Consider the following 25014-nt stretch of genomic DNA (forward strand, 5'->3'; position numbering starts at 1 on the left):
CGGAGATTTGCGGGTCCCCGGCCAATCGGGAACAGGTGGAAACACTGTCGTTGGCTCCGGGGGCGCTGTGACGCGTGTTAACAGCGGATCTGGTGGAAGTGGAAGATTTGGGTCGGGTGGGCGGCACAACGTTGGTTCAGTGGGCCAAGCTGGGCAGGGGTATGGCTCCGGCGGGGGTCCCGGTGGCGTCTTCCAATCAACTGCCACTGTAAACGGAGGCCCGGGTGCTCCGGGTCTTGTGTTCATAACCGAATATTGCACGGCTTGAGGATTATGCGCATGACTATTTATGTGAAGGTCGCAGATGGTGTCGTAACGGATAGAGCTGTTTTCGACGGGACTATCCCTAAGGATTGGCCGGATGTCGAGCTTTGGACCAAGAACGAAGAAGCGCAGATTGGATGGCAACTTGCCAATGGAGTTTTCTCGCCTCCGCTGAAACCTACAGCGTCCGCAACCAAAGCCGACGTTGATATCGAGCGCGACAAAAGGATTGCAGTTGGGTTCATTTACAGCGGCAAGCTTTTCCAAGCCCGCCAATTCGATCTCGACAATATCCGGTCTATGGCAACCGCCGCATCAGTGAAGATCGTCCAAGGCGCTCAGGATGGCGACCTGCGCTGGTTCGACCCGAGCAATGACTTCTATTGGATCGCTGCCGACAACACGACCCTGCCGATGTCAGCGCCCGATATGGTTGAGTTCGCGATGACGGCGGCGGCATGGGGCAGTAAGCACATCTTGGCGGCTGCTGCCCTCAAGGCAATGTCACCCATTCCGGCGGACTTCACAGACAACAAATGGTGGCCCTGATGCAGGTTCCTGTCTCAAACGCTCTTGCTCGGCTTGGCACCCTGAGCTTCACGCTCAATGATGAGGCTCGCCCTGGATGGCTCAAGCCAGACGGCGTGACCGAGTACAATCGGGCATCATATCCGGCATTCGTGATCAAGTTCGGGGCTGCTGAATGGTTCCTAGCTGGATCGACAGCGGCGAAATTCAAGTTGCTCGATGTGCGTGGCCTTGCGTTCGTCATGGCGGGCGGTGGAGTCAGGGTCGGCAAAGTGACTGGCGTAGCTGAGTATAAGCTGACCTCTGCCAACATGCCTGAACATGACCACACCTATGACAAACCTTCTTTGGGCACGGAAATGTCCGCCGGTGTGATCTCGCAGATACTTGGCGGCGTGCTGACCACACTTAAGATACCACAGCCGAAAGTTACGACAGCACAAGCCACCGGCAAAACTGGCACGACTTCTCCAACGGCGATCCCGATTACCCCCAAATCGCTTGGCGTGAACGTCTTCATCTTTGCCGGACTTCCGCAAGGCTGATTACTTATCTGCGACGGTCGTTCGACCGTCGTTAGATCATGAGATTGAATCGTAAAAATGATCTAGTTTAAAGCTGTTGGAGTTGTTTTTTTGATCAATGGCGGGAGTGATTTTGCGAAATACTGATCAAGGTATGGGAGAATTTCAGGCCTATCAGTGAATGTTGCATCTCGGTAGTCAGAGCTGCTTTGCGAAAAAGTTGATCCATAAATCTCGAAGGCCGGCGTAGCAAAACCTGCGACAAAAGTAAGCCATAGAAACCAAGTCTTTTTCGGTGAAATAGTACACATTGCTGCTGCTGATAACAAAAATAGGATTGCAAGTGAAGGAATGGATGAGCGCATAACTAAGTCATTCGACTGCCCGAGCCTGAAGATAGGCAGCAATATGAGGAAAGATGCGCTTGCAAGAATGTACGGCCTGAATGCTGAAGTTGAAATGATCAAAAGGCCGATTGTTACAGGAGCTACCTCGACGGCAGACTGAACTATGTAAGACGTAGGGGTAGCGCAGGGAGCATCACGAAAAGTGTGCGCCATGACGCAGGGCGATTGCCAAACCAACGACCTCGGCAATTCGGTTGAACCAGAGAGCAGGTAAGCTAGTATTGGGAACCCCACAAACACCCCTGTTGCAATGACTTGAGGCCTGAAGAGTGTCATGATCTTCTTTTCGGTAATGTAGTAGGCGAGCCCAAGGGGTAGGACGCCGATAACGATAAATGGCGACCATAGAGGAAGGCAGGAAAGCACCAAGGGTAGAAGATCGGGGCCTTCCCTTCGTTTAATCTGGAAAATCATCAGCGACACCGCCAGCCATGAAGCTATCGCATGCTGGGGAGTCCATAAAAGTGACGTCAGGTTTGACGGCAACTCAGCAAAACCATTCCACCACTCTATATGCACTGGGCTGATCTTCCAGCCGGAGTACCAAGTTCCGATGATATCTGCGCCGCTGAACAGAATGAAGATGGACGGCGCCAGGTATCGCCATCTCGGAGCCATTTTACCCAACATATAAAAGAAAGTTGTCAGGCCAATCAATGACCATAAATGGACAGCGGTATCCACTGACAACCCTGTAGCCTTAGAAACCAATGATGGTATCAGGTACCATGCTACGGAGTAGCGCAAGATGCCCAGCTGATCTTGATATTCAAGGGTGGGTGGCCAAGGATTTGTGGCAAGGATATTCAGCAGCGAATAGTGCTTTGTCCAATCACCTTTAGGCAGAATCCAATTTGAATAGCCCGATAAAATACAAAGAAGCGCGGCTAATGTGGCCATGATCATGACTTGCTTGAGCTTTTTAGGTTCTAAGTTAGGGCGCACCTCTCGGAGGATTTTGAAGAGCACAAAGCTCAGTGCGATCAAGCAAGGGAATCCATACTGAGGGCGGAGGAAGCCGAGAAAAAACACCACGACAGGCAGAGCGATGTAGAGCACTGCTATCATTTCCGATGCGCTGAGTGAACGTTCATGGCCCGGCGCCCGACCTGCACTTAAATCCAACTTAAATCCCCCGCTATATTGAAAGCATCTTAATAGCTCCAAAGTCGAGGCGGGGCTACGTTCAACTTTCTTAAACATCAGGAGAACACCATGGCGACTGTACGCGACGTACAGCAGCGCTTGATCGCGCTTGGCTTTCCGCTTCCCAAATATGGCGCCGACGGCGATCCGGGAGGCGAAACACTTTCTGCCGTCAACAGCGCTCTGGACGAGCTTGTCGTGCGTCGCGGCGGCAGCAAGCCCGCATCCGCGCCGCCGGTATCTGCGGATACGGAATCGGTCGTCCCTGCCGACTGGATGCCTGCGGCCAAGATGGACCGAATCATCTGCCACTGGACGGCCGGAACGCATAAGGCAACTGAGTTTGACCGGGGTCACTACCACATGCTGATCGAGGCCGATGGAAAACTGGTCCGCGGTATTCCGTCGATCAAGCTGAACAAGGCGCCAGCCAAAAAGGGCTACGCGGCCCATACGCTCAATTGCAATACCGGCTCTATCGGCGTGTCGCTGTGCTGCATGGGCGGGTCTGTCGAAAAACCGTTTGTGCCTGGTAAATACCCGATGACGAAAGAGCAGTGGGACAAGCTGACGACCGTCGTTGCCGAGCTTTGCCGCAAGTATGGGATCAAGGTCACGGATCGCACCGTGCTTTCTCATGCCGAGGTAGAGCACAATCTCGGTATCACCCAGCGCGGCAAATGGAATTTCACCGTCTTAGCGTTCGACCTGTCCGTGAAGGGCGCTCGCGCCTGCGGCGATAAACTGCGCGCGGAAGTCCTCGCGAAACTCTGACCCTCTCCACATCAAAGGAAACCACCATGCGTTCACTGATCATCGTATCAGCGGCGGCTATAGGCCTGTCCGCTTGCCAGTCTACCGGATCGATCGACACAGGTATCCGCCAGAACCTCCCACAGGTTTGCTCTGCTGGCGAGACTGCCTATGCCGTGCTTCTGCCGTTCATTGCTGCCGACAGGCTCAAGCCAAAAACTGCTGCGGCTGCCGAAGTTGCCTATCAGAGCCTTCAGGCACTCTGCGTCAACAAAGACAGCGCCACGCTCGCATCGACGCTGGTGGCTGCGTCGAGCGCCTATCTCACGATCACCATCGCCATCCGCGAAGCCAAGAAGGTGGAGAACTGATCATGACCACGAACAAAGAGAACATCGTTTCCGCGATTGCTGAGGGCGTACTGACCGGCGTCAACAGCCCGTCTACGCGCGCGACCGCTTCGGATGCCCGAACCATCATTGATGCCGTCGAACGCTCTACAGCGCCCGTTGTGGCCCACATCACGAATACGGAGCCTTGGTATCAGTCCCGCGTCACACTCGGCGCGATCCTGGCAGCGGCTGCCGGTCTCCTTGGCGTGTTTGGCTATGCGTTCCCAGAAGACGTGCAGGGCAAGCTCGTTGACCTGATCGTTGCTCTTGCTCCGGTCATCGGCGGTGGGCTGGCGCTTTATGGCCGCTGGGCTGCAAAGAAGCCCTTGGGCAAGTGATCAAACGGGGCGGTGTAGTGCCGCCCCTACGCATAGCGCAGGCATAAAGGGTTACGGGGCCAATGGCAGGAAACCAAGATATGAGCAACGGCACAGGCTTCGACCCGATGGCCCAATATGCCCGCCTGTCTGAGCGGGTAGAGAACCAGGGCAAGGACATTGTGGATCTCCGGTCCAACATGAACACCGGGTTCCAAACGGTAAACGCGGCCATTGGCACGCTGTCGAACGAACTGCGCAGCAACAGCAAAACGCAGTGGCCGGTTATCTGGGCGGCCGCTGGCGTCTGCTTTACGGTTCTCGCGACCGGCGGCGCGTTTTTCTACAACAGCCTGAACAAAGATCAATCTCGCCTTGATGCCGCAATCATCAAAAACGCTGAGGTGATGCAGACAGCCCTAACACGGTTGACGGAAGGCACCCAGCAGAGCCTTGTTTCAATGACTGAACGCATGGTTACACGGCAAGAGATGGAATACCGGCAGGCCCGAGGCGCTGAAGATCGGACACGGATGGAATCAACCATCAAGGAAATCCGCGAGGCCCAGGTGCCACGTGCTGAACTCGACCGCGTATTCCTGAATTACGATCAGCGCTTTGTTGACCAGCAGCGCCAGATTGATGACCAGAAGCAGGCGCAGGGAAGCGTCTATGGCGCGAGAGACGTGATCCTAGACCTGCGTGAGCGCCTTGATAGGGTCGAACGCGGTCGAGCAGCTACGGGCGGTTAGATCGGCGGCAACCCCGCCGCCACCCGCTGCGCATCATAATGCTCTTCGACCAGCCTAACGGCTTCTGACCGGCTTGACGCATATCCGCCCTGTGGCATGACGGTGACGCGGATCTTGCGCGAGTGGCCACCGTTCCAAAGCCACTTGCCTTTCATCGGCCCAGCCTCTTGGTACGATATGCGTCCGGTATTTTCCCCGTCGATCACGCAGACGTAGTCTTCTAGCGGCTTGCCATCGAGCCCGTTTTCTCCGGGCCATGTGCGCTTCCAATGATATCTGCGTTGGTATTCGGTCATAATGCTGGGACTAAATTGGGAACAGCGTGCCACACCTGATTCTAGTGTGGCAGAACGGTTGAAGTCCAGATTGCCACACCTGAAAAATTATACAGCTATTTCAGCCTGTTATGGAGTGGGTTTTAGATCGTTGGAGGCCTCGCCCGGAATTGAACCGGGGTACGAGGATTTGCAGTCCTCTGCGTCACCACTCCGCCACGAGGCCTCAATGAGGTGATTTCTCACGCCATGGCGGGGATTTAGAACGAATCCATTTTGCGTGCAATAGGGTAGGTGGGAAAAAGCCGAAGAAGTATTGTGGAAAAAAAGCCGCATGGCTCATCATGACCCGATGCGGCTTTTCGGCAGGGTCAGATTCGACCGAGTAGAACAAGAATAAGGACGATGACGAGCACCAGTCCGAGGCCGCCGGACAGGCCATAACCGTAATTGTGGAAGCCCCAGTTCGGCAGTGCGCCGATGAGGAAGAGGATGAGGAGGACGACGAGAATTGTACCGAGCATGGTGCTCTCCGACAGTTGTTGAGCTTTTACAGTCTCTTATCAATGATGTGTCAGATGAAAAGTTCCGTTTTTTGACGGGTCTCCACCGGATGCCGCGTGAAAAACATCTCACGGGCAGGCGACACCGCTTTTTCCATAGGGTCTGGTGTGGTTGAGCTTGAAAGCGGGGGCGCAGCCAATTAAGACGGTAGTCAAATAGCGCTCGGCTTTTCGGCCCGTTTGCGCGCTTTGTATGTGAGGCAAACACGACATGATGGATTTTGAAACCGCACGCGCCAAGATGGTGGATAGCCAGTTGCGCACGACCGATGTGACATCGCATTCGGTTTTAAACGCATTCATAGCGGTACCGCGCGAAGCATTCGTTCCCGCAGGCGTCAAGAAAATCGCCTATGCGGATGAGGATTTGCAGATCTGTCCGGCCAAGGACGGCACCGGTGCGCGGTACATCATGAAGGCGTCGCCACTGGCGAAGCTCTTGCAGTTGGCTGCGGTTACCAAGGACGATGTCGTGCTCGAAATCGGCGGTGGCACCGGCTACGTGACAGCGCTCCTGTCGCTGCTGGCAGGCTCCGTGGTCTCGCTCGAGGCCGACGAGGAACTGAGCGCAACGGCGACCGCGACACTGTCGTCTCTGGGGTATGACAATGTTGCAGTCGTCACGGGCTCTCTCGACAAGGGCCACGAGGCTGAAGCGCCATACGATCTGATTTTCATCAACGGTTCCGTCGAGCATGTGCCTGCTGCACTTTTGGAGCAGTTGCGTGACGGTGGGCGTCTGGTTGCCGTTGTCGGTTATGGCAATTCCGCCAAGGCGACCGTCTATCGCCGCGATGGCAAGGGTACGTCATCTGCCACGTTCTTCAATGCGTCGGTCAAGCCGGTGCCGGGCTTTGCAAAGACGCGCGAGTTCGTTTTTTGATCACATCGAGTGTTTGCGGATGTTTCTGGAAGCCGGGCCCGCAAATGCCCGGCTTTTCTCTTTGTCGCTTAACGGTTTGAAATAAAGCTGTGTAACAAGCCACTTAGTGACCTCGCATGGATTCATTTCTACCTTCGAGTGCCGTACACTGACGGTGATTCGGAGCGCGTATCGTCTGCTCCATTCCGTCTTTGAACGTGAAAATCGGGGATATCAATGGCTCAGTCCAGCGTCGCGCGCGAACCATCCATGGAAGAAATTCTGGCATCCATTCGCCGCATCATCGAAAGCAACGAGCCTGCCTCTGCTGATGCTTTCGGCGCGCCATTGCCCCCCGTATACGATGAGGACGAGGAGAGCGACAACGCCTCATTCGCCGCAGAACTTGCAAGCCCGCCCGCCCACGTTCCGCCCGCCGCCAACCAGGGCTTTGGCGCGCGCCAGCAGCATGAGCCGCTGAACATGGTTCGCTCTGAGATGACGGGCAGCGAGTCGGCCGAAAAGACCATGTCGCTGGCAGACGTGGCAGCGCGTGTCAGGGCCGCCGCAGACCGCAACGCCACACTTGGTCCGCAGGGTTATGCCCAGCAACGGCCTGCCGAGCCAGCACCTGCGGTTACGCAGGCGGCGCCACAGCCGGAACGTTATGTGCCCGCTCCACGCCCCGCTGACATACGTCCCCTGATGAACGCGCAGCCCGCCGCCGTGGCTCCGCGGCCGCAGGCGGCGCCGTTCTTTGATCGCCCGGCCGCCGTCCAGGAGCCGCAGCCTTTACCCGTCTGGGACAATATCGAGCTTCGTGGCGCCGTTGAACCGGAAGGTCCGGCACCGGTATTGCCCGAAGTGGTGGATGAGCAGCCCGTTGCCGTTTCGCCAGACGAGAAGCCAGAGAACAACAGCCTGTCCCTGAATTTGATTTCCGCTGCCGCCGGTGCGCAGATCCAGCGTTCGTTTGGCGAACTCGCCGAGATGTTCGATGGCGTGGAGCGTCCGACCGTCGAGCAGATGGCGCAGGATATGCTGCGGCCGATGCTGCAGGATTGGCTGGAAGACAACCTTCCGACGCTGGTCGAAAGACTGGTGCGCGAGGAAATCGAGCGGGTTGCTCGCGGCCCCCGCCGGTAACCTCTCACGTCTCATTATTTTCGGCATGGCCCGACGACCTCTCCCGCGTGGTGCTCTGATCCAGCCCGAGCATCACGCGGGAGAGGTCATCGCCTTTTTGCGATCTTATCTTTTTGATTGTGAGGCTTTGCTATTGAAATCTCGACAGGCTGTTGACTCTCCACCGCCCATCCGTATTTAAAAAATCACACATATGGCGCATTGCGATCCCCGGGATCCGTGATGCACTGTAGATTTGCTGTCGTGTCGTATGTCGTTTCGCAAAAAGCGCTGCAAATCTGCGCGACATGCTCCAGAACTCTAAAATTCAGGTCCGTAAATGCTCGAAAAGACCTACGATTCCGCATCCGTAGAACCCAAAATCGCCAAAGCCTGGGATGACGCCAACGCCTTTCGTGCCGGTGCGAACGCCAAGCCGGGCGCGGAAACGTTCACAATCGTGATTCCTCCGCCGAACGTGACCGGCTCGCTGCATATGGGGCACGCCCTCAACAATACGCTTCAGGACATCATGGTCCGGTTCGAGCGCATGCGCGGCAAGGACGTGTTGTGGCAGCCGGGCATGGACCACGCCGGTATCGCGACCCAGATGGTCGTTGAGCGCAAGCTGATGGAAAACCAGCTGCCGGGCCGTCGAGAGATGGGCCGTGAGGCTTTCATCGAGAAGGTCTGGCAGTGGAAGGAAGAGTCGGGCGGGCTGATCTTCAACCAGTTGAAACGTCTCGGCGCATCTTGCGACTGGTCACGTGAGCGCTTCACGATGGACGAGGGGTTGTCACAAGCCGTTCTCGAAGTCTTCGTTACGCTCTATAAGGAAGGCCTGATCTACAAGGACATGCGCCTTGTGAACTGGGACCCCAAGCTGCTGACGGCGATTTCCGACATGGAAGTCGAGCAGCTGGAAGTGAAGGGGAACCTCTGGCATTTCCGTTATCCGCTGGAAGACGGCGTCACCTATCAATACCCATGTGCATGGGATGATCGTGGACAGCCGACCGAATTCGAAACCCGCGATTATATCGTCGTTGCAACGACCCGCCCGGAAACGATGCTGGGCGATACCGGCATTGCGGTGAACCCGGAAGACGAGCGATACAAGTCTATCGTCGGCAAACACGCCATCCTGCCGATCGTCGGTCGCAAGATCCCCATCGTTGCCGATGACTATGCCGATCCGTCGGCGGGCACGGGTGCCGTCAAGATCACGCCAGCGCATGACTTCAACGACTTCGAAGTCGGCAAGCGGGCGGGCCTACGGGCCATCAACATTCTCAATGTCGACGCGACGGTCACCATCAAGGACAACGAGGACTTCCTCGAAGGCCTCGATCATCCGGCGGCGCTGCACGGTGCGTGGGATCGTCTGGAAGGGCAGGACCGTTTTACCGCCCGCAAGATCATCGTCGAGATTTTCGAAGAGGCTGGCCTTCTCGACAAGATCGAGCCGCACAAGCACATGGTGCCGCATGGCGACCGTGGTGGCGTGCCGATCGAGCCGCGCATGACCGAGCAATGGTGGGTGGACAACAAGACACTCGCCAAGCCCGCAATCGAATCCGTTCGCGAAGGCCGCACCAATTTCGTACCGAAAAACTGGGAAAACACCTACTTCCAGTGGATGGAGAACATCCAGCCATGGTGCATCTCGCGCCAGCTGTGGTGGGGTCACCAAATTCCCGCATGGTATGGTCCCGATGGACAGGTTTTTGTCGAAAAGACCGAAGAAGAAGCGCTTCAGGCCGCTATCCAGCACTATATTGCGCATGAAGGCCCCTGGAAGGCCTGGGTTGAGGAGAAGCTGGAGAACTTCAAACCCGGCGAAATCCTGACCCGTGACGAAGACGTTCTCGATACGTGGTTCTCGTCAGCCCTGTGGCCGTTCTCGACGCTCGGCTGGCCGGAAAAGACGCCGGAGCTTGCACGGTATTATCCGACCAATGTTCTGGTCACCGGCTTCGACATCATTCCGTTCTGGGTGGTGCGCATGATGCAGATGGGCCTGCACTTCATGAAGGACGAGGCGGGTAATCCGGTCGAGCCGTTCCACACGATCTACATCCATGCGCTGGTTCGCGACAAGAACGGCCAGAAGATGTCGAAGTCGAAGGGCAACGTCATCGATCCGCTCGATCTGATCGACGAATATGGTGCCGACGCGCTGCGCTTCACGCTGGCCATCATGGCGGCGCAAGGGCGTGACGTGAAGCTGGACCCGGCGCGCATTGCCGGTTACCGCAACTTCGGCACCAAGCTGTGGAATGCGACGCGTTTTGCCGAAATGAACGGGGTCAAGCGTGATCCACATTTCATTCCGGAAGCAACGACGCAGACCATCAACCGCTGGATTCTGACAGAGCTGGCAGACGCTGCCAGGGATGTGACGGCGGCCATCGAGAACTATCGTTTCAACGATGCGGCGGGCCTGCTCTATCGCTTCGTGTGGAACCAGGTCTGTGACTGGTATCTGGAACTGCTGAAGCCTGTCTTCAGCGGTGAAGACGAAGGTGCCAAGATCGAAGCGCAGGCCTGTGCGGCATACGTTCTGGAAGAGATCTACAAGCTGCTGCATCCGTTCATGCCGTTCATGACGGAAGAGCTGTGGGCGCATTCGGCAGGCGAAGGCGAAAGCCGCGCCGATCTGCTGTGCCACACGGACTGGCCAGCACCTCAGTTCCGGGATGATGCGGCGGCAGCCGAAATCAACTGGCTGATTGATCTTGTCTCCGGTATTCGATCGACGCGCTCGGAAATGAACGTGCCGCCGGGCGCAATGGCACCGCTGGTCATTGTCGCGGCAAGCCCGGCAACGGAAACGCGTCTCGACCGCCATTCGGCGGCGATCCGTCGTCTGGCCCGCGCTGATGAGATCCTGGCTGCGGACGTCGCGCCCAAGGGCTCGGCACAGCTCGTGTTGGGCGAGGCGACCGTCTGTATTCCTCTCGGCAACCTCATCGATGTCGCGGCAGAAAAAGCCAGACTTGAAAAGGCTATCGGCAAGGCGGAGAGCGAAATGGAGCGGATCGACAAGAAGCTGTCGAACGAGAAGTTCGTTTCCAATGCCGACCCGGACGTTGTTGCGGCGGACCGCGACCGCAAGGCCGAACTTGAAGTCCAGATCAAGAGCTTGAAAACGGCCCTTTTACGGGTCAATGAAGCCGGCTGAGCCTGACGATAGGCTGATAAAGAAAGCGCTCCTGAACAGGGGCGCTTTTTTGTTCGAGCATGTAGTGCCAAGAATCAACGCTGTCAGGATCCCTGCACCAAAACTGCGTTCCGCATGTCCAGATTTTTCCGGCGCCGACAGAGTGAGGCGAAAGCGCGGCTTTTGCATGTGAAAATTGTGGATGTTGTCGGTTCGCTACAGTAGCGTCGCCACACGCCAATTCATTCCAAGAAAATAGCGTAGAGTTCATTTTTTTGGAAAAAAAAACCAGTTTGGGACAACAAGCCCATTGCGGTCAGCATCTTACGTCAAGTTATTTTGCGCTGCAAAAAATCCTGCGCCTACTCCGTAGATTGTGTTTCCTTTCAAAGCATTGCACTTTCGACGCATCACATTGCCTTGATTGGGGAGAGAGATGGCAACACATAATCATTTTATCACGGGCGTTTTGGGCCTTGCTATCGGTATCACGTCGATCACGCCTGCTTTTGCAGGTGGTCTGGAGCGCGGCGGTTACAATATCGACCAGCTGTTCGACGCATCGCCATTCACGTTCTCATCCGGCGTTACCTATGTGATGCCGCAGCGAAAGCTGAAGAATGTGCGCGATACGGACCCCAGGGACCGCCTCGGAACGGATGGTATCGGCGGCGGGACGACGACTGCCGACGACAGCGAAAGCTATGCGATCCCCTATGTCGGTTTCAAGGGCGGCTACGGTCCGGTCGATTGCCTTGTCGATTATTCCCAGCCATTCGGTGCTCATCTCGATCCGGGAAATGGATGGGTCGGCGCTCAGAGCAATATTGAGACAAAGCTCCGCACCGACAATTACGGTCTGACCTGCTCCTACAAATTCGATGCAGGCCCGGGCCAGTTCCGCGTTATTGGTGGCGGTTTTTACCAGGAGATCGAGGCGTTCAAGACAAGACTTGTTGCACCCATTACCGGTCCTGCATCGGCGGTCTTCGATGGGGTCGGCCGTCTTGATATAAGTGATGAAGCGCTCGGCTGGCGCGCCGGGGTTGCGTATGAGATTCCGGAATATGCGCTGCGTGCAAGCCTCGTTTACAACAGTCGCGTGAAGTATGACAATCTTTCAGGTTCGCTCGATCTGACGGACGTCCCGGCCGCTGCCAATCCTGCCAATCCATTCCTCGGGAGGCGTTTCGGCGTTGTAGGCTCTGCGGAGGCCCCTGACTCGCTGGAACTCAAGGTACAGAGCGGGATTGCGCCCGATTGGCTCGCATTCGGATCTGTCAAATGGACGAACTGGAGCCTGATCCAGTCCATCGGTTTCTGCCCGGTTGCTTCTTCAGGCTTGCCTTGCCCCCCTGGCGGTGTCACCTCTCTCGATCAGCTTTATCGTGATGGCTGGACGATTTCGGGCGGCGTTGGTCACAAGTTCAATGATCAGTGGTCGGGTGCTCTGAGCCTGACCTGGGATCGTGGCACGAGCACCGGCGTTGGATCACAGACCGATACATGGACCGTTGGAGCCGGTGTTTCTTATGCCGTCACGGAAAATATCGAGTGGCGTGTTGCGGGCGCTGTCGGACTTTTGACAAGCGGCAGCTCCGGTGCTGTGACGCGCGGCGGTGTGACTTACGGTGACGACGTCGCTTACGACTTCGGAAACGATCTCGTCAGCGCTGTTTCCACGTCGGTCAAAGTAAAGTTTTAATACTGGTTAAGACAAAAACGAACCCGGTCTTTCGAGGCCGGGTTTTTTGTTGCCGTCCACTAATATTGTGACGATTTGGCAACATATTTATGCAACCTTCACGTAGGGTAAGAATGGGGACGTATTTGTCCATTTCCCGCCACAAACAAGTTGCTTGTCTGTTTTCGAGAGACGCGGGGAATGAAAGAATAGGCAGGCTTCGAGGGTGGCGCTGCAGGTTTGGTGGACGTGAAAACGGGTTTGGATTCAGTGTTTAAGGACGTAAAAGCGGATTTCGACTTCGCGCGCTTCCATCACGGAATCCGAACGGCGGTAAAACGCCGTGATATTGCCGAAAATGGCGGATACATTCGTTGGCATGAAAATACGGATCTGGCACCACATTTGATCTCTGGCAGCACGTGGGACAGTGCGGCTGGACCATCGAGCGTGTCCTGAATTCCCGGGAGTCATCGGGAATGTCTTTGCTGTAAAGTTTGAGTACTCGCTATAGGCCGGGAAGAGTGAGAGAAGTTCGTTGAAATGCTGAAATGTGACATCAACGTTTTAAAGCCGCTATGTCTGGGAGTGTTGCTCGTATCGATGGCAATACCGGCGGCAGCTTTCGACATCAATTCGGGTGTGACGAAGGAATCAGGTCCTTTCGATCTCTTCAAATTCGGTTTCAAGTCGTACAAGAGCGGCAAGAAGGACGATGCTGTCGAGGCCTATCGCTATGCCGCGGAAAAAGGTCATACGGGCTCGCGCTGGGCGCTTGCGAATATGTATGCCTTTGGTGACGGTGTTGCCAAAAACGATTTCGAAGCCTTCAAGATTTACAGCGAGATTGCCAGCCAGGGCGTGGAGCCCGGCTCCGAGGACACCGGCTTCTTCGTCAACGCGCTTCTCTCGCTCGCCGATTATTATCGCCATGGTATTCCTGGCAGCCCGGTCAAGACCGATCTGTCACAGGCCCGCCAGCTCTATTTCCAGGTCGCCTCCACATTCGGTGTGGCCGAAGCTCAGTTCGAGCTTGCACAGATGATACTGGCAGGCGAGGGCGGTCGCGCAGACACCCAGCAGGCCAAGAAGTGGCTGAACCAGGCGCGTAAGCACGGCCATGCCGGTGCCATGTCCATCTTCGGCAATCTCCTGTTTCAGGAAGGTCAGACCGTGCGTGGGCTCGCTTTCATGACGGCCGCGCTGGACAAGTGTTCCGCCGCCAACTGCAAGTGGATACAGAACATGCAGGAACAGGCCTTCTCGGTTGCTGCAGAAGAAGACAGACGTGTTGCGATCTCGCTCGCGCAGAATATTGCCCTGGGTGACGCTGACTGATTTCAATCGACCTGCACGGTCATCGGATTCATGGCTGGGTCGCGTCGTCCTCCTCCAGACAAGCCGAGGGATGACGGGGAGAGGGTGAAGAGGGTCACCCCATCAGGCCGTCATGACGCCAGCTGAAAATCGAAATATCCGCAGACCGGTACGTGGTCGGACGGCTTTTCCCAGGCACGAACGTGCTTTTCGATGGACACCGATTGCAGCTTGTCGGCAGCTTCACAGGATAGCATCAGGTGATCGATGCGGATGCCGTTGTTCTTGGGCCATGCACCTGCCTGATAATCCCAGAATGTATAAAGGCCTGCCTCGTCCGTCGTCGCACGTGTGGCGTCCGTCAGGCCCAGATTTTCCAGTTTACGGAAGGCTGCGCGCGTTTTCGGCAGGAACAGCGCATCGCCTTCCCAGGCGCGCGGATCGTAGCAGTCGAAAGGTTCGGGGATGACGTTGTAGTCGCCAGCGAGAATAAGCGGCTCTTCCAGAAGAAGACGCTCCTGCGCAAAGCGGGTCAGTCTTTCCATCCAGGCCAGCTTGTAAGGGTATTTGACCGGATCATCCGGCGGGTTGCCATTCGGCAGGTAAAGCGAGCAGACCCGGATTGCCCCGCCCTTGACCGAAAAGACGCCTTCGATGAAACGGGCCTGTTCGTCGGCATCGTCGCCCGGCAGTCCGCGATTGATCTCGTCCGGCATCATCTTTGACAGAAGCGCCACGCCGTTGAAGCCTTTTTGCCCGTGGGTTTCCACGTGGTAGCCCAGCGCTTCGATGTCGAGGCGTGGAAAATTTTCATCGACGGATTTGATTTCCTGAAGACAGGCGATATCGGGGCTCGAATCCTTGAGCCACTGGCAGAGGTTTTCGATGCGCGCCTTGACGCCGTTGATGTTCCAGGTGGCAATCTTCATCGGACATTCCATTTTCACTATGGCTTGTTTAAACCATACGCAGCCGAATGCCACCCGTTTTCACAGTTTCAACAGGCTTGGGGGAACCTTGGATCAGACCGAAAAGCTGGTGCCGCAGCCGCAGCTTGCGACCGCATTGGGGTTTTTGATCTGGAAGGACTGGCCGAGCAGGTTGTCGACGAAATCGATTTCAGACCCCTCCATGTAGACGACGGACATGCTGTCGATCAGCACCTTGGCGTTGTCGCGCGAAATGACAAGGTCATCGTCCGTGGGGGCGCCATCGAGGTCGAACTTGTAGGAAAAGCCGGAGCAGCCACCGCCCTCCACGGACACGCGCAGGGATTGCTTGCCCTCTTCGGAGGCAACGATCTGGGCGATTCGCTTGGCGGCGGATTCTGAAAGTGTAATGTCTGTGGTCATGGTGTTTCTCCAACCGGGGTCAAGAACCGGAGAGCGGTGTTTTCTGGTCTTCGTGATTATAAACCAGTCAAATTAACGGTCTATAGCCTTGTTGCGCGGCGATGACGCTTTGCGGCAACCTTCGGGATAGGTATGAAGGGTAAGGGAAAAGGTCAATGGCAAGACCGCGTGTTAGAGTTCGGCAGGGTAAAGAATGATAATCGATCAGCGTGCACTGGGTTTTGGCAGCGGAGATCGGGCGGTCTATGCCACCGATCCATGGACGACGCGTGGACGGTTGTTTCCCGAGACCTCCAGCCTCACACGCTCCGAATTTCAGCGTGACCGTGACCGCATCGTTCACACCACGGCTTTCCGGCGGCTGAAGCACAAGACGCAGGTCTTCATCAGTCCCGATGGAGATCATTATCGCACCCGGCTGACGCACACTGTGGAGGTGGCGCAGATTGCCCGCGCTCTGGCGCGTGCGCTCAAGCTGGATGAAGATCTGGCGGAAGGCGTGGCGCTGGTTCATGATTTCGGCCATACGCCGTTTGGCCACACCGGCGAGGACGCGCTGGACGCCATGTTGAAGCCCTATGGCGGCTTTGACCACAATGCCCAGTCGCTTCGCATCGTCACCAAGTTGGAACGCCGATATGCCGAATATGATGGTATCAACCTGACATGGGAAACCTTGGAAGGGCTGGTCAAGCACAACGGTCCGCTGGTCGGTGACAACGCCAGGGATAGCCATGGTCCCGTGGCGCTGCCCATTCTGGAATATTGCCAATTGCAGGATCTGGAAATCGGCACCTTCGCCAGCCTCGAAGCCCAGGTTGCCGCCATCGCCGACGATATCGCCTACAACACGCACGACATCGATGACGGTCTGCGTGCAGGCTATCTGACATTCGAGATGCTGGAGGAGGTGCCTTTCCTCAGCGGTCTGATGGCGGACGTGCGGGCAAAATATCCAAACCTCGAAGACGAGCGCTTCGCCCATGAAATCATGCGCCGCCAGATTACCCGCATGGTCGAGGACGTGATCGGCGTTGCCCAGCACAATCTGCTGAAGCTCAAGCCGACATGCGCTGCCGATATCCGCGCGGCAAGCTTCACCGTCGCGACATTTTCGCCGGAGATGGCGGAAACCGACAGGCAGATCAAGAAATTGCTGTTTGCGCATATCTATCGTCACGCCGATATCATGCGGATCAGGGCAGGGGCGACACAGATCATCACCGACCTGTTTCACCGCTACATCGAGACGCCAGCCGAAATGCAAAGCCACTACTGGGTGGACAGCATTCCGGGCATGAGCGTGGCTGCGAAAGCGCGTCATGTCGGGGATTATCTGGCCGGGATGACCGATAGTTATGCACTGAAAGCGCACCAGCGCCTGTTTGACCATACACCCGATTTGCGGTAGGCAGCGGGCAAATACGGGCCTGATCAACGGCTGATGAGCCGGACGCCCGAACTGAGATGCAAGCCTTTTGCGCAGGTATACGATATGAATATTTTTGCCGATTTCGACACCAGAATCAAAAACGCGCTCGAGACGATCGAGCTCGTCAGGGCGCATCGCGATACGGTGGACTTCGGCCGCATCACCGTGGAATCGCCGCGCGATCCCACCCATGGCGATGTTGCGACCAACGCTGCCATGGTGCTGGCCAAGCCGCTCGGCACCAATCCGCGCGCGCTGGCTGAACTCATCGCGCCTGCGCTGGAACGCGACGACGACGTCGATAGCGTCAATGTCGCAGGTCCCGGCTTCATCAATATCCGTGTTTCAGTTGCCTATTGGCAGCGCCTGCTGGCAGACATGATCGCGAACGGCGTCGATTACGGCCGCTCAAACATCGGTGCGGGCAAGAAGGTGAACGTCGAATACGTCTCCGCCAACCCGACAGGGCCGATGCATGTGGGCCATTGCCGGGGCGCGGTGGTGGGCGATACGCTGGCGAACCTTCTCTCGTTTGCCGGTTACGAGGTCATCAAGGAATACTATATCAACGACGCCGGATCGCAGATCGACGTGCTCGCACGCTCCGTTTTCCTGCGTTACCGCGAAGCCCTGGGCGAAGACGTTGGCGCCATTCCGCCGGGTCTTTATCCGGGTGATTACCTTGTGCCGCTCGGCCACGCGCTTGTTGATGAATTCGGTATCAAGCTGCGGGCCATGCCGGAAGAGCAATGGCTGCCGATCGTCAAGGACAAGGCCATCGACGCGATGATGGTGATGATCCGTCAGGATCTCGCCGCGCTCAATGTGAAGCATGACGTGTTCTATTCGGAGCGCACGCTGCATGCGGGCAATGCTGGCCCCATTCTGTCCGCTATCAACGACCTGACCTTCAAGGGCCATGTCTACAAGGGCACGTTGCCGCCGCCGAAGGGCGAGTTGCCGGATGACTGGGAAGATCGCGAGCAGACGCTGTTCCGTTCGACCGAAGTCGGTGACGACATGGACCGGGCGCTGATCAAGTCCGATGGGTCATACACCTATTTTGCCGCAGACGTTGCCTACTTCAAGGACAAGTACGACCGTGGCTTCGGCGAGATGATCTATGTACTGGGTGCCGACCATGGCGGATACGTCAAGCGCCTGGAAGCGGTTGCGCGGGCCGTGTCAGAGGGCAAGTCCAAACTGACGGTTCTTCTGTGCCAGCTGGTCAAACTTTTTCGTGATGGCGAGCCCGTCAAAATGTCCAAACGCTCCGGCGATTTCGTCACTTTGCGCGAGGTTGTCGATGAGGTCGGACGTGATCCGGTGCGATTCATGATGCTCTATCGCAAGAGCTCGGAGCCTCTGGATTTCGATTTTGCTAAAGTAACCGAGCAATCCAAAGATAATCCCGTGTTTTATGTGCAGTATGCACACGCACGCTGCAAGTCCGTTTTCAGGCAGGCAAACGAGGCGTTTCCAGACCTTGACATATCCTCCGAGGCCATGGTGTCCGGTGCGTCATTGATTAGTGATATCAATGAATTGCAGCTGATTGCTAAACTGGCGGAATATCCGCGCATGATCGAGTCCATCGCGCTCAATCACGAGCCGCACAGGCTGGCGTTCTACCTCTATGATCTCGCAAGTTCCTTCCATGGGCATTGGAATAAAGGTAAAGATCAGACAGGATTACGTTTTGTTAACGATAAAAACCGAGAATTAAGTGTTGCCAGGTTAGGGCTGGTGAATGCTGTCGCAAATGTACTGAAGTCCGGACTGACGCTTTTAGGAGCAGACGCACCCGACGAAATGCGATAACATCTCACCATTATTTGCTCACAATACGCTGGCAGAGCTTTGACGCGTAGATGGTGGAACACGTAATGGTCGATAAAAATGTCGCGTATAACCGGGAAAGCCGGACAGAACAGTTCGACGACAACGATCCTCTAGCGCAATTGGCGCGTCTTGTGGGGCAAGAGGATCGGCCATCCCACGTTGCTGCGCCGGTTTCACAGCAGGCTGGGCAGCGTCGGGAGCCTGAATTCAATCTCGAAGACGAGTTGCTTCGCGAGTTCGCCATTTACGATTCTCCGCGTCACGATCCCGTCGTTCTCGACGCAGCGAACGACGTGCGCCCATCGCCGGTTCCCGCCGGTGAGTTCATGCAGCGAGTCGAATCCGTCTTTGCCCGCAAGGAGCCTGAAATTCAGCCGGTGGAGCAGTATGCGCCTGCCGACACGGAAGAGTATCTGGTCGCAGAGCACAGCGCCGATAGCGCTGTAGCCAGCAATCTGCGTGACGATTTCAGCGATGATCCTGCGTCTGTTGCCGCCCTGTTTGACGTGTCTCACCGCGGGACAGTCCATCAGGCGGACGAGCCGGTTTTCGAAGATATGTCTGCTGGTGCTCAGGTCGAAGAACTGGTCGCTGACGCCGAACCTGTGTTGTATCAAGAGCAGCCTGCCGTTGAGCCGGTCTACGCACGTCCCGTCGAAGATACGCCTGCACCGCACGACATTGCACCCGTTCTCGCCCAGGATGCCGATTGGGAGCGCATGGCGGAGACATCGGGCGGTTCGCCTGTCGATCTCATCAGCGAACTCGAAATGTCCGTGGCCGATGCACCGGTTGCGCCGTCGCAGGCGCCTGCACCGATTGCCCGCCGTTCTTCGCTTGATTATTCCAGCCTTCGCCTGCCGCTGGCAAATTTCGGAGCACCACGCCCGGCACCTGTCGTCGCCGCGTCGCCGGCGAAGCAGGTCGTTGAGGCGCCCGTTTCCGCCGAGTTCACACGGCCGCTTGCCGCTCCTGCCAACCATATCGAACCTGCCATTCCAGCCGGGCTGAAGCTTTCGGCGATGGATGAGCTGATCTACGATGTGGCAAAATACGAAATCAGCAGCAAGGAAGCAGCCACGACGATGCCGTCCGCTCGCATCGAGCCGGTTGTTTCGGTTGTGCCGCCTGCGGTCACGCAGCCGCCTGCGCTTGCGCGGGTTGAGCCGCCGGTTGTCCAGACCATCGCGAAATCCGAGCCGGATCTGAACGATTTCGATACGTTCAACGATGATGATTTCGAGCTGGCTCTCGATGATATCGATTTCGATATCGATCTGTCCGAGATTGCCAATATCGATGTCGCCGTTGCACCGGAACCGACGCGTGCACCCGCTGCGGAGCCTGCACCTGTCGCGCAGGCTCCGGTACAGCCAAAGCCATTTGTCGCGCCTATTTCCGCAGCAGTTGCGGCCGCAACCGTGCGTGCTGAACCCGTTGCGCCACCGGTCGTCAAACAGGAAGCGTCGCGTCCTGTAGCGCCTGTCGTCGCCGCACCTCCTGCGACACTCGAAAGCCTTCCTTTCGATCCATCGCAGATCGGCGAGACGGAAGACCAGCCGGAAACCATCACTGAAATGGAAGTTCCCGAACTTCCGATGAGCGTGTTCGAGCCAAAGCCTGCGCCGCGTCGACAGGAAGAAGATCTTGATCTCGATACCGAACTGGCTTCGCTTTTTGCTCCTGCGGCGACAGGTGGTCTTGACCGTCATAAGACCGCCGATGGCCGCCCGGTTTCAGGCCAGTTGCAGCCGACGCAGGAAGAGGTCGATGAGTTCGAACGTGCGCTGGAGCAGGATTTCCGTCGCAGCATGGAAGAGGCGGCCGAAACGCGCTCGTCCGGCGAGCACATTGCCCGCGCAGCGATTACCCAGCCCGTTCGTTACAGCGACGACGAAGATCGGGGCAGTGCGCGCCGCTGGTTCGTACCGATGGCTGCCGCTGTCGGCGTTCTTCTGATTGGCGGAGGCACCTATGCTTTGATAACCGGCGGTTCTTTGAACTCCGGCTCCAACGGCGCGCCGGTTATCATTTCCGCCGATAGCGAGCCGACCAAGGTCGTGCCTGACAACCCTGGCGGGCGTGTCGTTCCGAACCAGGACAAGGCGGTTTATAACCGTGTCGCTGGTGGGGCACCCGCTGACCCAAAACAGTCTTCGCTGATTTCCTCCGACGAGCAGCCCGTGGATGTCGTTCAGCGCACGCTGATTCCAGAGCAGTTGCCGCTTGAGGGCGAGAACGAAGACATGGATGCGGTTGCGTCGACCCCGGTTGGCGAGACAGAAGATCCACGCCTGCTGTCGCCAGACGAGACGGCGCGTCCAGCTGAAAATCAGGGCGGTTCGCCGGTCAATGTTTCGCCGCGCAAGGTCCGCACGATGATCGTCAAGCCTGATGGCACACTGGTTGCGCAGGACGTCCCGGCTCCGGCCACACCATCTGCGCCGCAGGCCGACCGCGTTGACGAACTTGCAGCACCTCAGACAACGGCTGCTGCTGAACGTGCACCTGCCGTGATTTCCGCCTCACGTGTTGCCGTTTCGCCGGAGCCGCCTGCCCAGCAGCCACGGACTGAGGCACCTGTCGCAGCAGCGCCGAAACCTGCACAGACGGCGGCGCCGATGCCTGCGTCCCGTCCAGCGTCTCAGCCGACCACTGTCACGGCTGCTGTCACCACCCAGGGTAACGTTCGCCCTGCACCGCCTTCGCAGCCTGCGCAGGAAACTGCAGCTGCTCCGACACCGGCCACGAATGCGTCATCTGCGGGCGGCTATTTCATCCAGGTTGCCTCGCTTCCAAGCCAGGCAGAAGCCCAGAAGTCGTACCAGAACCTGTCCGCGAAGTTCGGTTCCGTCATCGGCGGCCGAGGTGTGGACATCAAGGCCGCCGACATCGCTGGCAAGGGCACCTTCTATCGCGTGCGCATTCCAGCCGGGGACAAGAACGAAGCCGCAGCCCTGTGCGAGCGCTTCCGCTCCGCTGGCGGCAGCTGCCTTATCGCCCGATGATTTCGGGGTGATTGAAACCATAGGCCGGGACCGCTTTGCGGTTTCGGCCTTGATCGTTGGAAGGCTTCGTCCCTATCGTCCGTCATCCTCGGGCTTAACCTGAGGATCTGATGCCGTCTCCACCCACTCTTCGTCAGTGAGATGATGCCGCTGCCGTTCGTAAATCCTCGGGTCAAGCCCGAGGATGACGGCGGAGATGGTGGAGGTGTTCCGCCCGATATGGTTCTCGAGTCTGGCTTTTTATGTCTTATCGATTTTTCAAGCAGGACAGATCCATGACTGAAACGAAAGCTATGATCCTTGGCTGTAGCGGCCTGACCCTGACGCCGGACGAGATCGCGCTGTACAAGGCCGAGCAGCCCTGGGGCTTCATTCTGTTCGGGCGCAACATCGGTGATATCAACCAAATCAAGGATCTGGTCACCTCCATGCGTGATGCCGTTGGCAGAGCCGATGCGCCGGTGATGATCGATCAGGAAGGTGGCCGCGTACAACGCATCCGCCCGCCGATACTCCAATCCTATCCCAATGCGCAGGCGCTGGGCGAAATCTACCTGCGTGACCCGAAGCAGGGTTTGCGCGCGGCGTGGCTGATGTCCCGCCTGCATGCGTTTGATCTGATGAAGCTTGGTATCACTGTGGATTGCCTGCCTGTGCTGGACGTGCCGGTAGAAGGCGCGAGTAACGTCATCGGCAACCGTGCCTACGGGTTCGATCCGGCGCTGGTGGCGGCCATGGGGCAGGCGGCCGCCGATGGGTTGAAGGCGGGTGGTATGCTGCCGGTGATGAAGCACATTCCCGGCCATGGGCGAGGTCTGGTCGATTCGCATCATGACCTGCCGGTGGTCGATGTGCCCCTGGACGAGCTGGATGCGCATGACTTCGTGCCGTTTCGCGCCTTGAACAAGGAACTGATGGCGATGAGCGCGCATCTGGTGTTTACCGCCATCGACGCTGAGCGCCCGGCCACCACATCGCCCATCGTCATCAATGAGATCATTCGCGGTCGCCTGGGTTTCGATGGCCTGCTCATCTCCGACGACAGCTCGATGAACGCCTTGAAAGGCACGCTTGGCGAACGCGCCGCCAATATTGTTGCGGGTGGCTGCGATATGGTCTTGCATTGCAACGGCGTGATGGATGAAATGCTGCAGGTCGTGAAAGAGGTTCCTGTTCTTTCCGGCAAAACTCTGGAGCGCGTTCGTGCCGTCGAAACCGGATTTCCGGTGGCTGATGGGGGCGATGAGGCTGCCCTCAGAGACGAGTTCAACGCCATGCTGACGGTTGCCTGACAGGCGATCCAGCCGGCGTCTTCCATTGACGGGCCGGGTGGACGGAATGAATGGCGACAGATAAATCGCGCGGCGGCGCTCCGATGGAAAAGCTCTGGGAGGATATCAAGTCCGAGCGTGCCACCGGCGAAGCGGCTTTCATGATCGATGTGGCGGGCTTTGAAGGCCCGCTCGACTTGTTGCTGCATCTCGCCCGGACGCAAAAGGTAGATCTGTCCCGCATCTCCGTGCTGGCACTGGCCGAGCAATACCTTGTCTTCGTTGAACAGGCGAGGCGCGTGCGCATCGAACTGGCCGCCGACTATCTGGTGATGGCAGCGTGGCTCGCCTTCCTCAAGTCGAAGCTTCTCATTCCGCAGCAAAGCAAGGATGACGGCCCGAGCGGCGAGGAAATGGCGGCAACGCTTGCCTTTAGGCTCAAGCGGCTGGAAGCCATGCGCGAGGCTGCCGAGCGGCTGGTCAACCGCCACCACCTGGGCCGCGACGTCTTCGCGCGTGGCGCGCCGGAACACATCCCCCATAAAAGCCGCTCGTCCTTCGAGGCTAGCCTTTATGACTTTCTGAGCGCCTATGCCAATCTTCGCCAGCGTCAGGCCATTACCCAGGTCACAATCGAAAAACGGCAGGTCTGGTCGCTGGTCGATGCCCGTGAGCTTTTGACCTCCATGCTAGGCGAGATCGGCGAATGGACCGAGCTGGATCGTTATCTGCTGCAATATGTTGCCGACCCCTCCATGCGCGCCACGGCAATGGCAAGTGCCTTCGCCGCATCGCTGGAACTGGTGCGCGAGGGATCGCTGGAAATCCGCCAGGACGGCGCGTTCCAGCCGATCTTCATGCGCAAGGGCGCTGGCCGTGAAAGGACTAGAGATGTCGAATGAGCGGGATGCGGATGAGGACGACGTCGTCACGAGTGATGCGGGAGCAGAACCAGCGATCACCGAGCGGCAGATGAAGGATGCCGAACGCATTGCAGAGGCTCTGGTCTTTGCTTCGGCGCAGCCCGTATCGGAAGCCTTTATTGCCGAACGTTTGCCGAAGGGCGTCGATGTGGCCGCGCTGATGTGGAAGCTGAAGGGCCTCTATTCGGAGCGCGGCGTCAATCTCATTCAGGTGGGTGGGCAGTGGGCTTTCAGAACGGCGGGCGATCTTTCCTTTGTCAGTCGCATGGACGAGAAGGAGCAGAAAAAGCTGTCACGGGCTGCCTTGGAAGTCTTGGCGATCATTGCCTATCACCAGCCGGTAACACGGGCCGAGATCGAGGAAATCCGGGGCGTGCAGACATCGCGTGGGACGCTTGACGTTCTGATGGAAGCGGGCTGGGTGCGGTTTCGCGGGCGGCGAAGAACGCCGGGACGTCCTGTCACCATGGGGACGACGGTGGACTTTCTCGATCATTTTGGGCTGGAGGAATTGCGCGATCTGCCGGGGTTGGACGAGTTGAAGGGGGCAGGGCTGCTGTCTGGCCGGATACCCTCGAATTTCGGCATTCCATTGCCTTCGATGAGCGACGAACTCACGGAGGACGAAGATCCGATCACCCAACTCGACCTTGAAGAACTGGGACTGCTGGCGCCCAGCGGTGACGAGCCGGACCGCTGAGGCCTGTTCACTTGTCGCCGCAATCACAAAGAGTTGCCAACATTTGTCAATTCCCAGATTTATAGTGGCTCTTCGTTTGTTGAATAGCCATTTTGGTGTTTGAAAAACCTTCGCAAACGTCTTACATCGGTTCAAAGCAAAATTCAGGGAGTTTGCGTTATGGGTTCTTTTAGTGTGTGGCATTGGCTGATCGTTCTGGTGATCGTGCTGGTCCTGTTTGGTCGCGGCAAGATTCCGGAACTGATGGGCGATGTTGCAAAGGGTATCAAGAGCTTCAAGAAGGGCATGGCTGACGAAGACGGCACACCGCGTCCGGCAGACCACGACACCACGCAAGATCCGGCCCCTCCTGTCCACACACGGACGGTCGACCACAAGGCTGACGAGCTCAAGTAATCGATTTTGCGGTGCGGT

The 25014-nt window shown here is 57.4% G+C and carries 23 protein-coding genes and 1 tRNA gene; 18 read left to right on the plus strand and 6 right to left on the minus strand.

Features of this window, described 5'->3' with window-relative positions:
• Positions 1–279: 279 nt before the first annotated feature.
• Both EKM04_RS10760 and EKM04_RS10765 read left to right on the plus strand, forming a co-directional pair.
• Positions 280–813, plus strand: a complete 534-nt coding sequence (locus tag EKM04_RS10760; protein WP_183897275.1) for a DUF4376 domain-containing protein — start codon at positions 280–282, stop codon at positions 811–813.
• Positions 813–1337: a hypothetical protein gene (locus EKM04_RS10765; protein ID WP_183897276.1), complete on the plus strand. Its 525-nt coding sequence runs from the start codon at positions 813–815 to the stop codon at positions 1335–1337. Before EKM04_RS10760 ends, EKM04_RS10765 begins: the two co-directional genes overlap by 1 nt.
• Before the next feature lie 62 nt (positions 1338–1399).
• Here the strand turns inward: EKM04_RS10765 and EKM04_RS10770 are convergent, their stop codons facing one another.
• A complete protein-coding gene (locus tag EKM04_RS10770; RefSeq protein WP_183897277.1) occupies positions 1400–2926 on the minus strand; it encodes a hypothetical protein in 1527 nt (508 codons plus the stop codon).
• A 12-nt stretch (positions 2927–2938) separates the two neighbouring features.
• Between EKM04_RS10770 and EKM04_RS10775 the strand changes: the two genes are divergently transcribed.
• The 4 genes from EKM04_RS10775 to EKM04_RS10790 all read left to right on the plus strand — a co-directional run bounded on the left by EKM04_RS10775 (position 2939) and on the right by EKM04_RS10790 (position 5083).
• A complete protein-coding gene (locus EKM04_RS10775; RefSeq protein ID WP_183897278.1) occupies positions 2939–3643 on the plus strand; it encodes a peptidoglycan recognition protein family protein in 705 nt (234 codons plus the stop codon).
• A gap of 26 nt (positions 3644–3669) precedes the next feature.
• Positions 3670–3993 carry a cell wall anchor protein gene (locus tag EKM04_RS10780; protein WP_183897279.1) on the plus strand — a complete coding sequence of 108 codons (324 nt, stop codon included), beginning with the start codon at positions 3670–3672 and terminating at the stop codon, positions 3991–3993.
• A 2-nt stretch (positions 3994–3995) separates the two neighbouring features.
• Positions 3996–4352: a hypothetical protein gene (locus EKM04_RS10785; RefSeq protein ID WP_183897280.1), complete on the plus strand. Its 357-nt coding sequence runs from the start codon at positions 3996–3998 to the stop codon at positions 4350–4352.
• A gap of 80 nt (positions 4353–4432) precedes the next feature.
• The gene (locus EKM04_RS10790) at positions 4433–5083 is read left to right on the plus strand and encodes a hypothetical protein (protein ID WP_234911017.1); all 651 of its coding nucleotides are present in this window, start codon (positions 4433–4435) and stop codon (positions 5081–5083) included.
• Here EKM04_RS10790 and EKM04_RS10795 read toward each other — a convergent pair.
• The 3 genes from EKM04_RS10795 to EKM04_RS10805 all read right to left on the minus strand — a co-directional run bounded on the left by EKM04_RS10795 (position 5080) and on the right by EKM04_RS10805 (position 5882).
• A complete protein-coding gene (locus EKM04_RS10795) occupies positions 5080–5379 on the minus strand; it encodes a hypothetical protein (RefSeq protein WP_183897282.1) in 300 nt (99 codons plus the stop codon). The two genes, EKM04_RS10790 and EKM04_RS10795, sit on opposite strands and share 4 nt — an antisense overlap.
• Positions 5380–5510: 131 nt before the next feature.
• Positions 5511–5584, minus strand: a tRNA-Cys gene (locus EKM04_RS10800).
• 145 nt (positions 5585–5729) lie between these two features.
• Entirely contained in the window at positions 5730–5882 is a 153-nt protein-coding gene (locus EKM04_RS10805; protein ID WP_174152808.1) for a DUF3309 family protein, read from the minus strand.
• Between the two features lie 250 nt (positions 5883–6132).
• Here EKM04_RS10805 and EKM04_RS10810 point away from each other — a divergent pair, with 250 nt between their 5' ends.
• The 5 genes from EKM04_RS10810 to exoR all read left to right on the plus strand — a co-directional run bounded on the left by EKM04_RS10810 (position 6133) and on the right by exoR (position 14093).
• A complete protein-coding gene (locus EKM04_RS10810; RefSeq protein ID WP_183897283.1) occupies positions 6133–6804 on the plus strand; it encodes a protein-L-isoaspartate O-methyltransferase family protein in 672 nt (223 codons plus the stop codon).
• 216 nt (positions 6805–7020) lie between these two features.
• Positions 7021–7929, plus strand: a complete 909-nt coding sequence (locus EKM04_RS10815) for a DUF2497 domain-containing protein (RefSeq protein ID WP_183897284.1) — start codon at positions 7021–7023, stop codon at positions 7927–7929.
• Between the two features lie 319 nt (positions 7930–8248).
• The gene (locus EKM04_RS10820) at positions 8249–11092 is read left to right on the plus strand and encodes a valine--tRNA ligase (protein ID WP_183897285.1); all 2844 of its coding nucleotides are present in this window, start codon (positions 8249–8251) and stop codon (positions 11090–11092) included.
• Between the two features lie 415 nt (positions 11093–11507).
• Positions 11508–12776 carry an OmpP1/FadL family transporter gene (locus EKM04_RS10825; RefSeq protein WP_174152812.1) on the plus strand — a complete coding sequence of 423 codons (1269 nt, stop codon included), beginning with the start codon at positions 11508–11510 and terminating at the stop codon, positions 12774–12776.
• Between the two features lie 522 nt (positions 12777–13298).
• The gene (exoR, locus tag EKM04_RS10830; protein ID WP_174152814.1) at positions 13299–14093 is read left to right on the plus strand and encodes an exopolysaccharide production regulator ExoR; all 795 of its coding nucleotides are present in this window, start codon (positions 13299–13301) and stop codon (positions 14091–14093) included.
• Between the two features lie 110 nt (positions 14094–14203).
• On the opposite strand, the gene xth is transcribed toward exoR, so the two are convergent.
• Positions 14204–15001, minus strand: a complete 798-nt coding sequence (gene xth, locus EKM04_RS10835; protein WP_183897286.1) for an exodeoxyribonuclease III — start codon at positions 14999–15001, stop codon at positions 14204–14206.
• Positions 15002–15094: 93 nt separating this feature from the next.
• Positions 15095–15424, minus strand: coding sequence for an iron-sulfur cluster insertion protein ErpA (gene erpA / locus EKM04_RS10840; protein ID WP_174152816.1), 330 nt, complete (start codon positions 15422–15424; stop codon positions 15095–15097).
• A 193-nt stretch (positions 15425–15617) separates the two neighbouring features.
• Between erpA and EKM04_RS10845 the strand changes: the two genes are divergently transcribed.
• The 7 genes from EKM04_RS10845 to EKM04_RS10875 all read left to right on the plus strand — a co-directional run bounded on the left by EKM04_RS10845 (position 15618) and on the right by EKM04_RS10875 (position 24996).
• The gene (locus EKM04_RS10845) at positions 15618–16835 is read left to right on the plus strand and encodes a deoxyguanosinetriphosphate triphosphohydrolase (protein ID WP_183897287.1); all 1218 of its coding nucleotides are present in this window, start codon (positions 15618–15620) and stop codon (positions 16833–16835) included.
• 84 nt (positions 16836–16919) lie between these two features.
• Positions 16920–18677, plus strand: a complete 1758-nt coding sequence (gene argS / locus EKM04_RS10850) for an arginine--tRNA ligase (protein WP_183897288.1) — start codon at positions 16920–16922, stop codon at positions 18675–18677.
• A gap of 65 nt (positions 18678–18742) precedes the next feature.
• Positions 18743–21706, plus strand: a complete 2964-nt coding sequence (locus tag EKM04_RS10855) for an SPOR domain-containing protein (protein WP_183897289.1) — start codon at positions 18743–18745, stop codon at positions 21704–21706.
• Positions 21707–21981: 275 nt separating this feature from the next.
• Positions 21982–22998 (plus strand): beta-N-acetylhexosaminidase, encoded by a 1017-nt coding sequence (gene nagZ, locus EKM04_RS10860; RefSeq protein ID WP_183897290.1) that lies wholly within the window; start codon positions 21982–21984, stop codon positions 22996–22998.
• Positions 22999–23048: 50 nt separating this feature from the next.
• Positions 23049–23879, plus strand: coding sequence for a segregation and condensation protein A (locus EKM04_RS10865; RefSeq protein WP_183897291.1), 831 nt, complete (start codon positions 23049–23051; stop codon positions 23877–23879).
• 70 nt (positions 23880–23949) lie between these two features.
• Positions 23950–24600, plus strand: coding sequence for an SMC-Scp complex subunit ScpB (scpB, locus tag EKM04_RS10870; protein WP_412762991.1), 651 nt, complete (start codon positions 23950–23952; stop codon positions 24598–24600).
• Positions 24601–24759: 159 nt separating this feature from the next.
• Entirely contained in the window at positions 24760–24996 is a 237-nt protein-coding gene (locus EKM04_RS10875) for a twin-arginine translocase TatA/TatE family subunit (RefSeq protein ID WP_174152823.1), read from the plus strand.
• The last annotated feature ends 18 nt before the right edge of the window (positions 24997–25014 follow it).

Source organism: Rhizobium skierniewicense Ch11 (assembly GCF_023757665.1).
Classification (GTDB): Bacteria; Pseudomonadota; Alphaproteobacteria; order Rhizobiales; family Rhizobiaceae; genus Agrobacterium; species Agrobacterium skierniewicense.

Bases quoted from the DNA above. Each gene is read 5' to 3' on its own strand.
- EKM04_RS10875 (WP_174152823.1), top strand. From the start codon at position 24,760: ATGGGTTCTTTTAGTGTGTGGCATTGGCTGATCGTTCTGGTGATCGTG.
- EKM04_RS10845 (WP_183897287.1), top strand. From the start codon at position 15,618: ATGATAATCGATCAGCGTGCACTGGGTTTTGGCAGCGGAGATCGGGCG.
- scpB (WP_412762991.1), top strand. From the start codon at position 23,950: ATGAAGGATGCCGAACGCATTGCAGAGGCTCTGGTCTTTGCTTCGGCG.
- EKM04_RS10865 (WP_183897291.1), top strand. From the start codon at position 23,049: ATGGCGACAGATAAATCGCGCGGCGGCGCTCCGATGGAAAAGCTCTGG.
- EKM04_RS10785 (WP_183897280.1), top strand. From the start codon at position 3,996: ATGACCACGAACAAAGAGAACATCGTTTCCGCGATTGCTGAGGGCGTA.
- nagZ (WP_183897290.1), top strand. From the start codon at position 21,982: ATGACTGAAACGAAAGCTATGATCCTTGGCTGTAGCGGCCTGACCCTG.
- xth (WP_183897286.1), bottom strand. From the start codon at position 15,001: ATGAAGATTGCCACCTGGAACATCAACGGCGTCAAGGCGCGCATCGAA.
- EKM04_RS10780 (WP_183897279.1), top strand. From the start codon at position 3,670: ATGCGTTCACTGATCATCGTATCAGCGGCGGCTATAGGCCTGTCCGCT.
- EKM04_RS10775 (WP_183897278.1), top strand. From the start codon at position 2,939: ATGGCGACTGTACGCGACGTACAGCAGCGCTTGATCGCGCTTGGCTTT.
- EKM04_RS10810 (WP_183897283.1), top strand. From the start codon at position 6,133: ATGATGGATTTTGAAACCGCACGCGCCAAGATGGTGGATAGCCAGTTG.
- EKM04_RS10805 (WP_174152808.1), bottom strand. From the start codon at position 5,882: ATGCTCGGTACAATTCTCGTCGTCCTCCTCATCCTCTTCCTCATCGGC.
- EKM04_RS10855 (WP_183897289.1), top strand. From the start codon at position 18,743: ATGGTCGATAAAAATGTCGCGTATAACCGGGAAAGCCGGACAGAACAG.
- exoR (WP_174152814.1), top strand. From the start codon at position 13,299: ATGCTGAAATGTGACATCAACGTTTTAAAGCCGCTATGTCTGGGAGTG.
- EKM04_RS10760 (WP_183897275.1), top strand. From the start codon at position 280: ATGACTATTTATGTGAAGGTCGCAGATGGTGTCGTAACGGATAGAGCT.
- EKM04_RS10790 (WP_234911017.1), top strand. From the start codon at position 4,433: ATGAGCAACGGCACAGGCTTCGACCCGATGGCCCAATATGCCCGCCTG.
- EKM04_RS10770 (WP_183897277.1), bottom strand. From the start codon at position 2,926: ATGTTTAAGAAAGTTGAACGTAGCCCCGCCTCGACTTTGGAGCTATTA.
- EKM04_RS10795 (WP_183897282.1), bottom strand. From the start codon at position 5,379: ATGACCGAATACCAACGCAGATATCATTGGAAGCGCACATGGCCCGGA.
- EKM04_RS10815 (WP_183897284.1), top strand. From the start codon at position 7,021: ATGGCTCAGTCCAGCGTCGCGCGCGAACCATCCATGGAAGAAATTCTG.
- EKM04_RS10765 (WP_183897276.1), top strand. From the start codon at position 813: ATGCAGGTTCCTGTCTCAAACGCTCTTGCTCGGCTTGGCACCCTGAGC.
- EKM04_RS10820 (WP_183897285.1), top strand. From the start codon at position 8,249: ATGCTCGAAAAGACCTACGATTCCGCATCCGTAGAACCCAAAATCGCC.
- EKM04_RS10825 (WP_174152812.1), top strand. From the start codon at position 11,508: ATGGCAACACATAATCATTTTATCACGGGCGTTTTGGGCCTTGCTATC.
- erpA (WP_174152816.1), bottom strand. From the start codon at position 15,424: ATGACCACAGACATTACACTTTCAGAATCCGCCGCCAAGCGAATCGCC.
- argS (WP_183897288.1), top strand. From the start codon at position 16,920: ATGAATATTTTTGCCGATTTCGACACCAGAATCAAAAACGCGCTCGAG.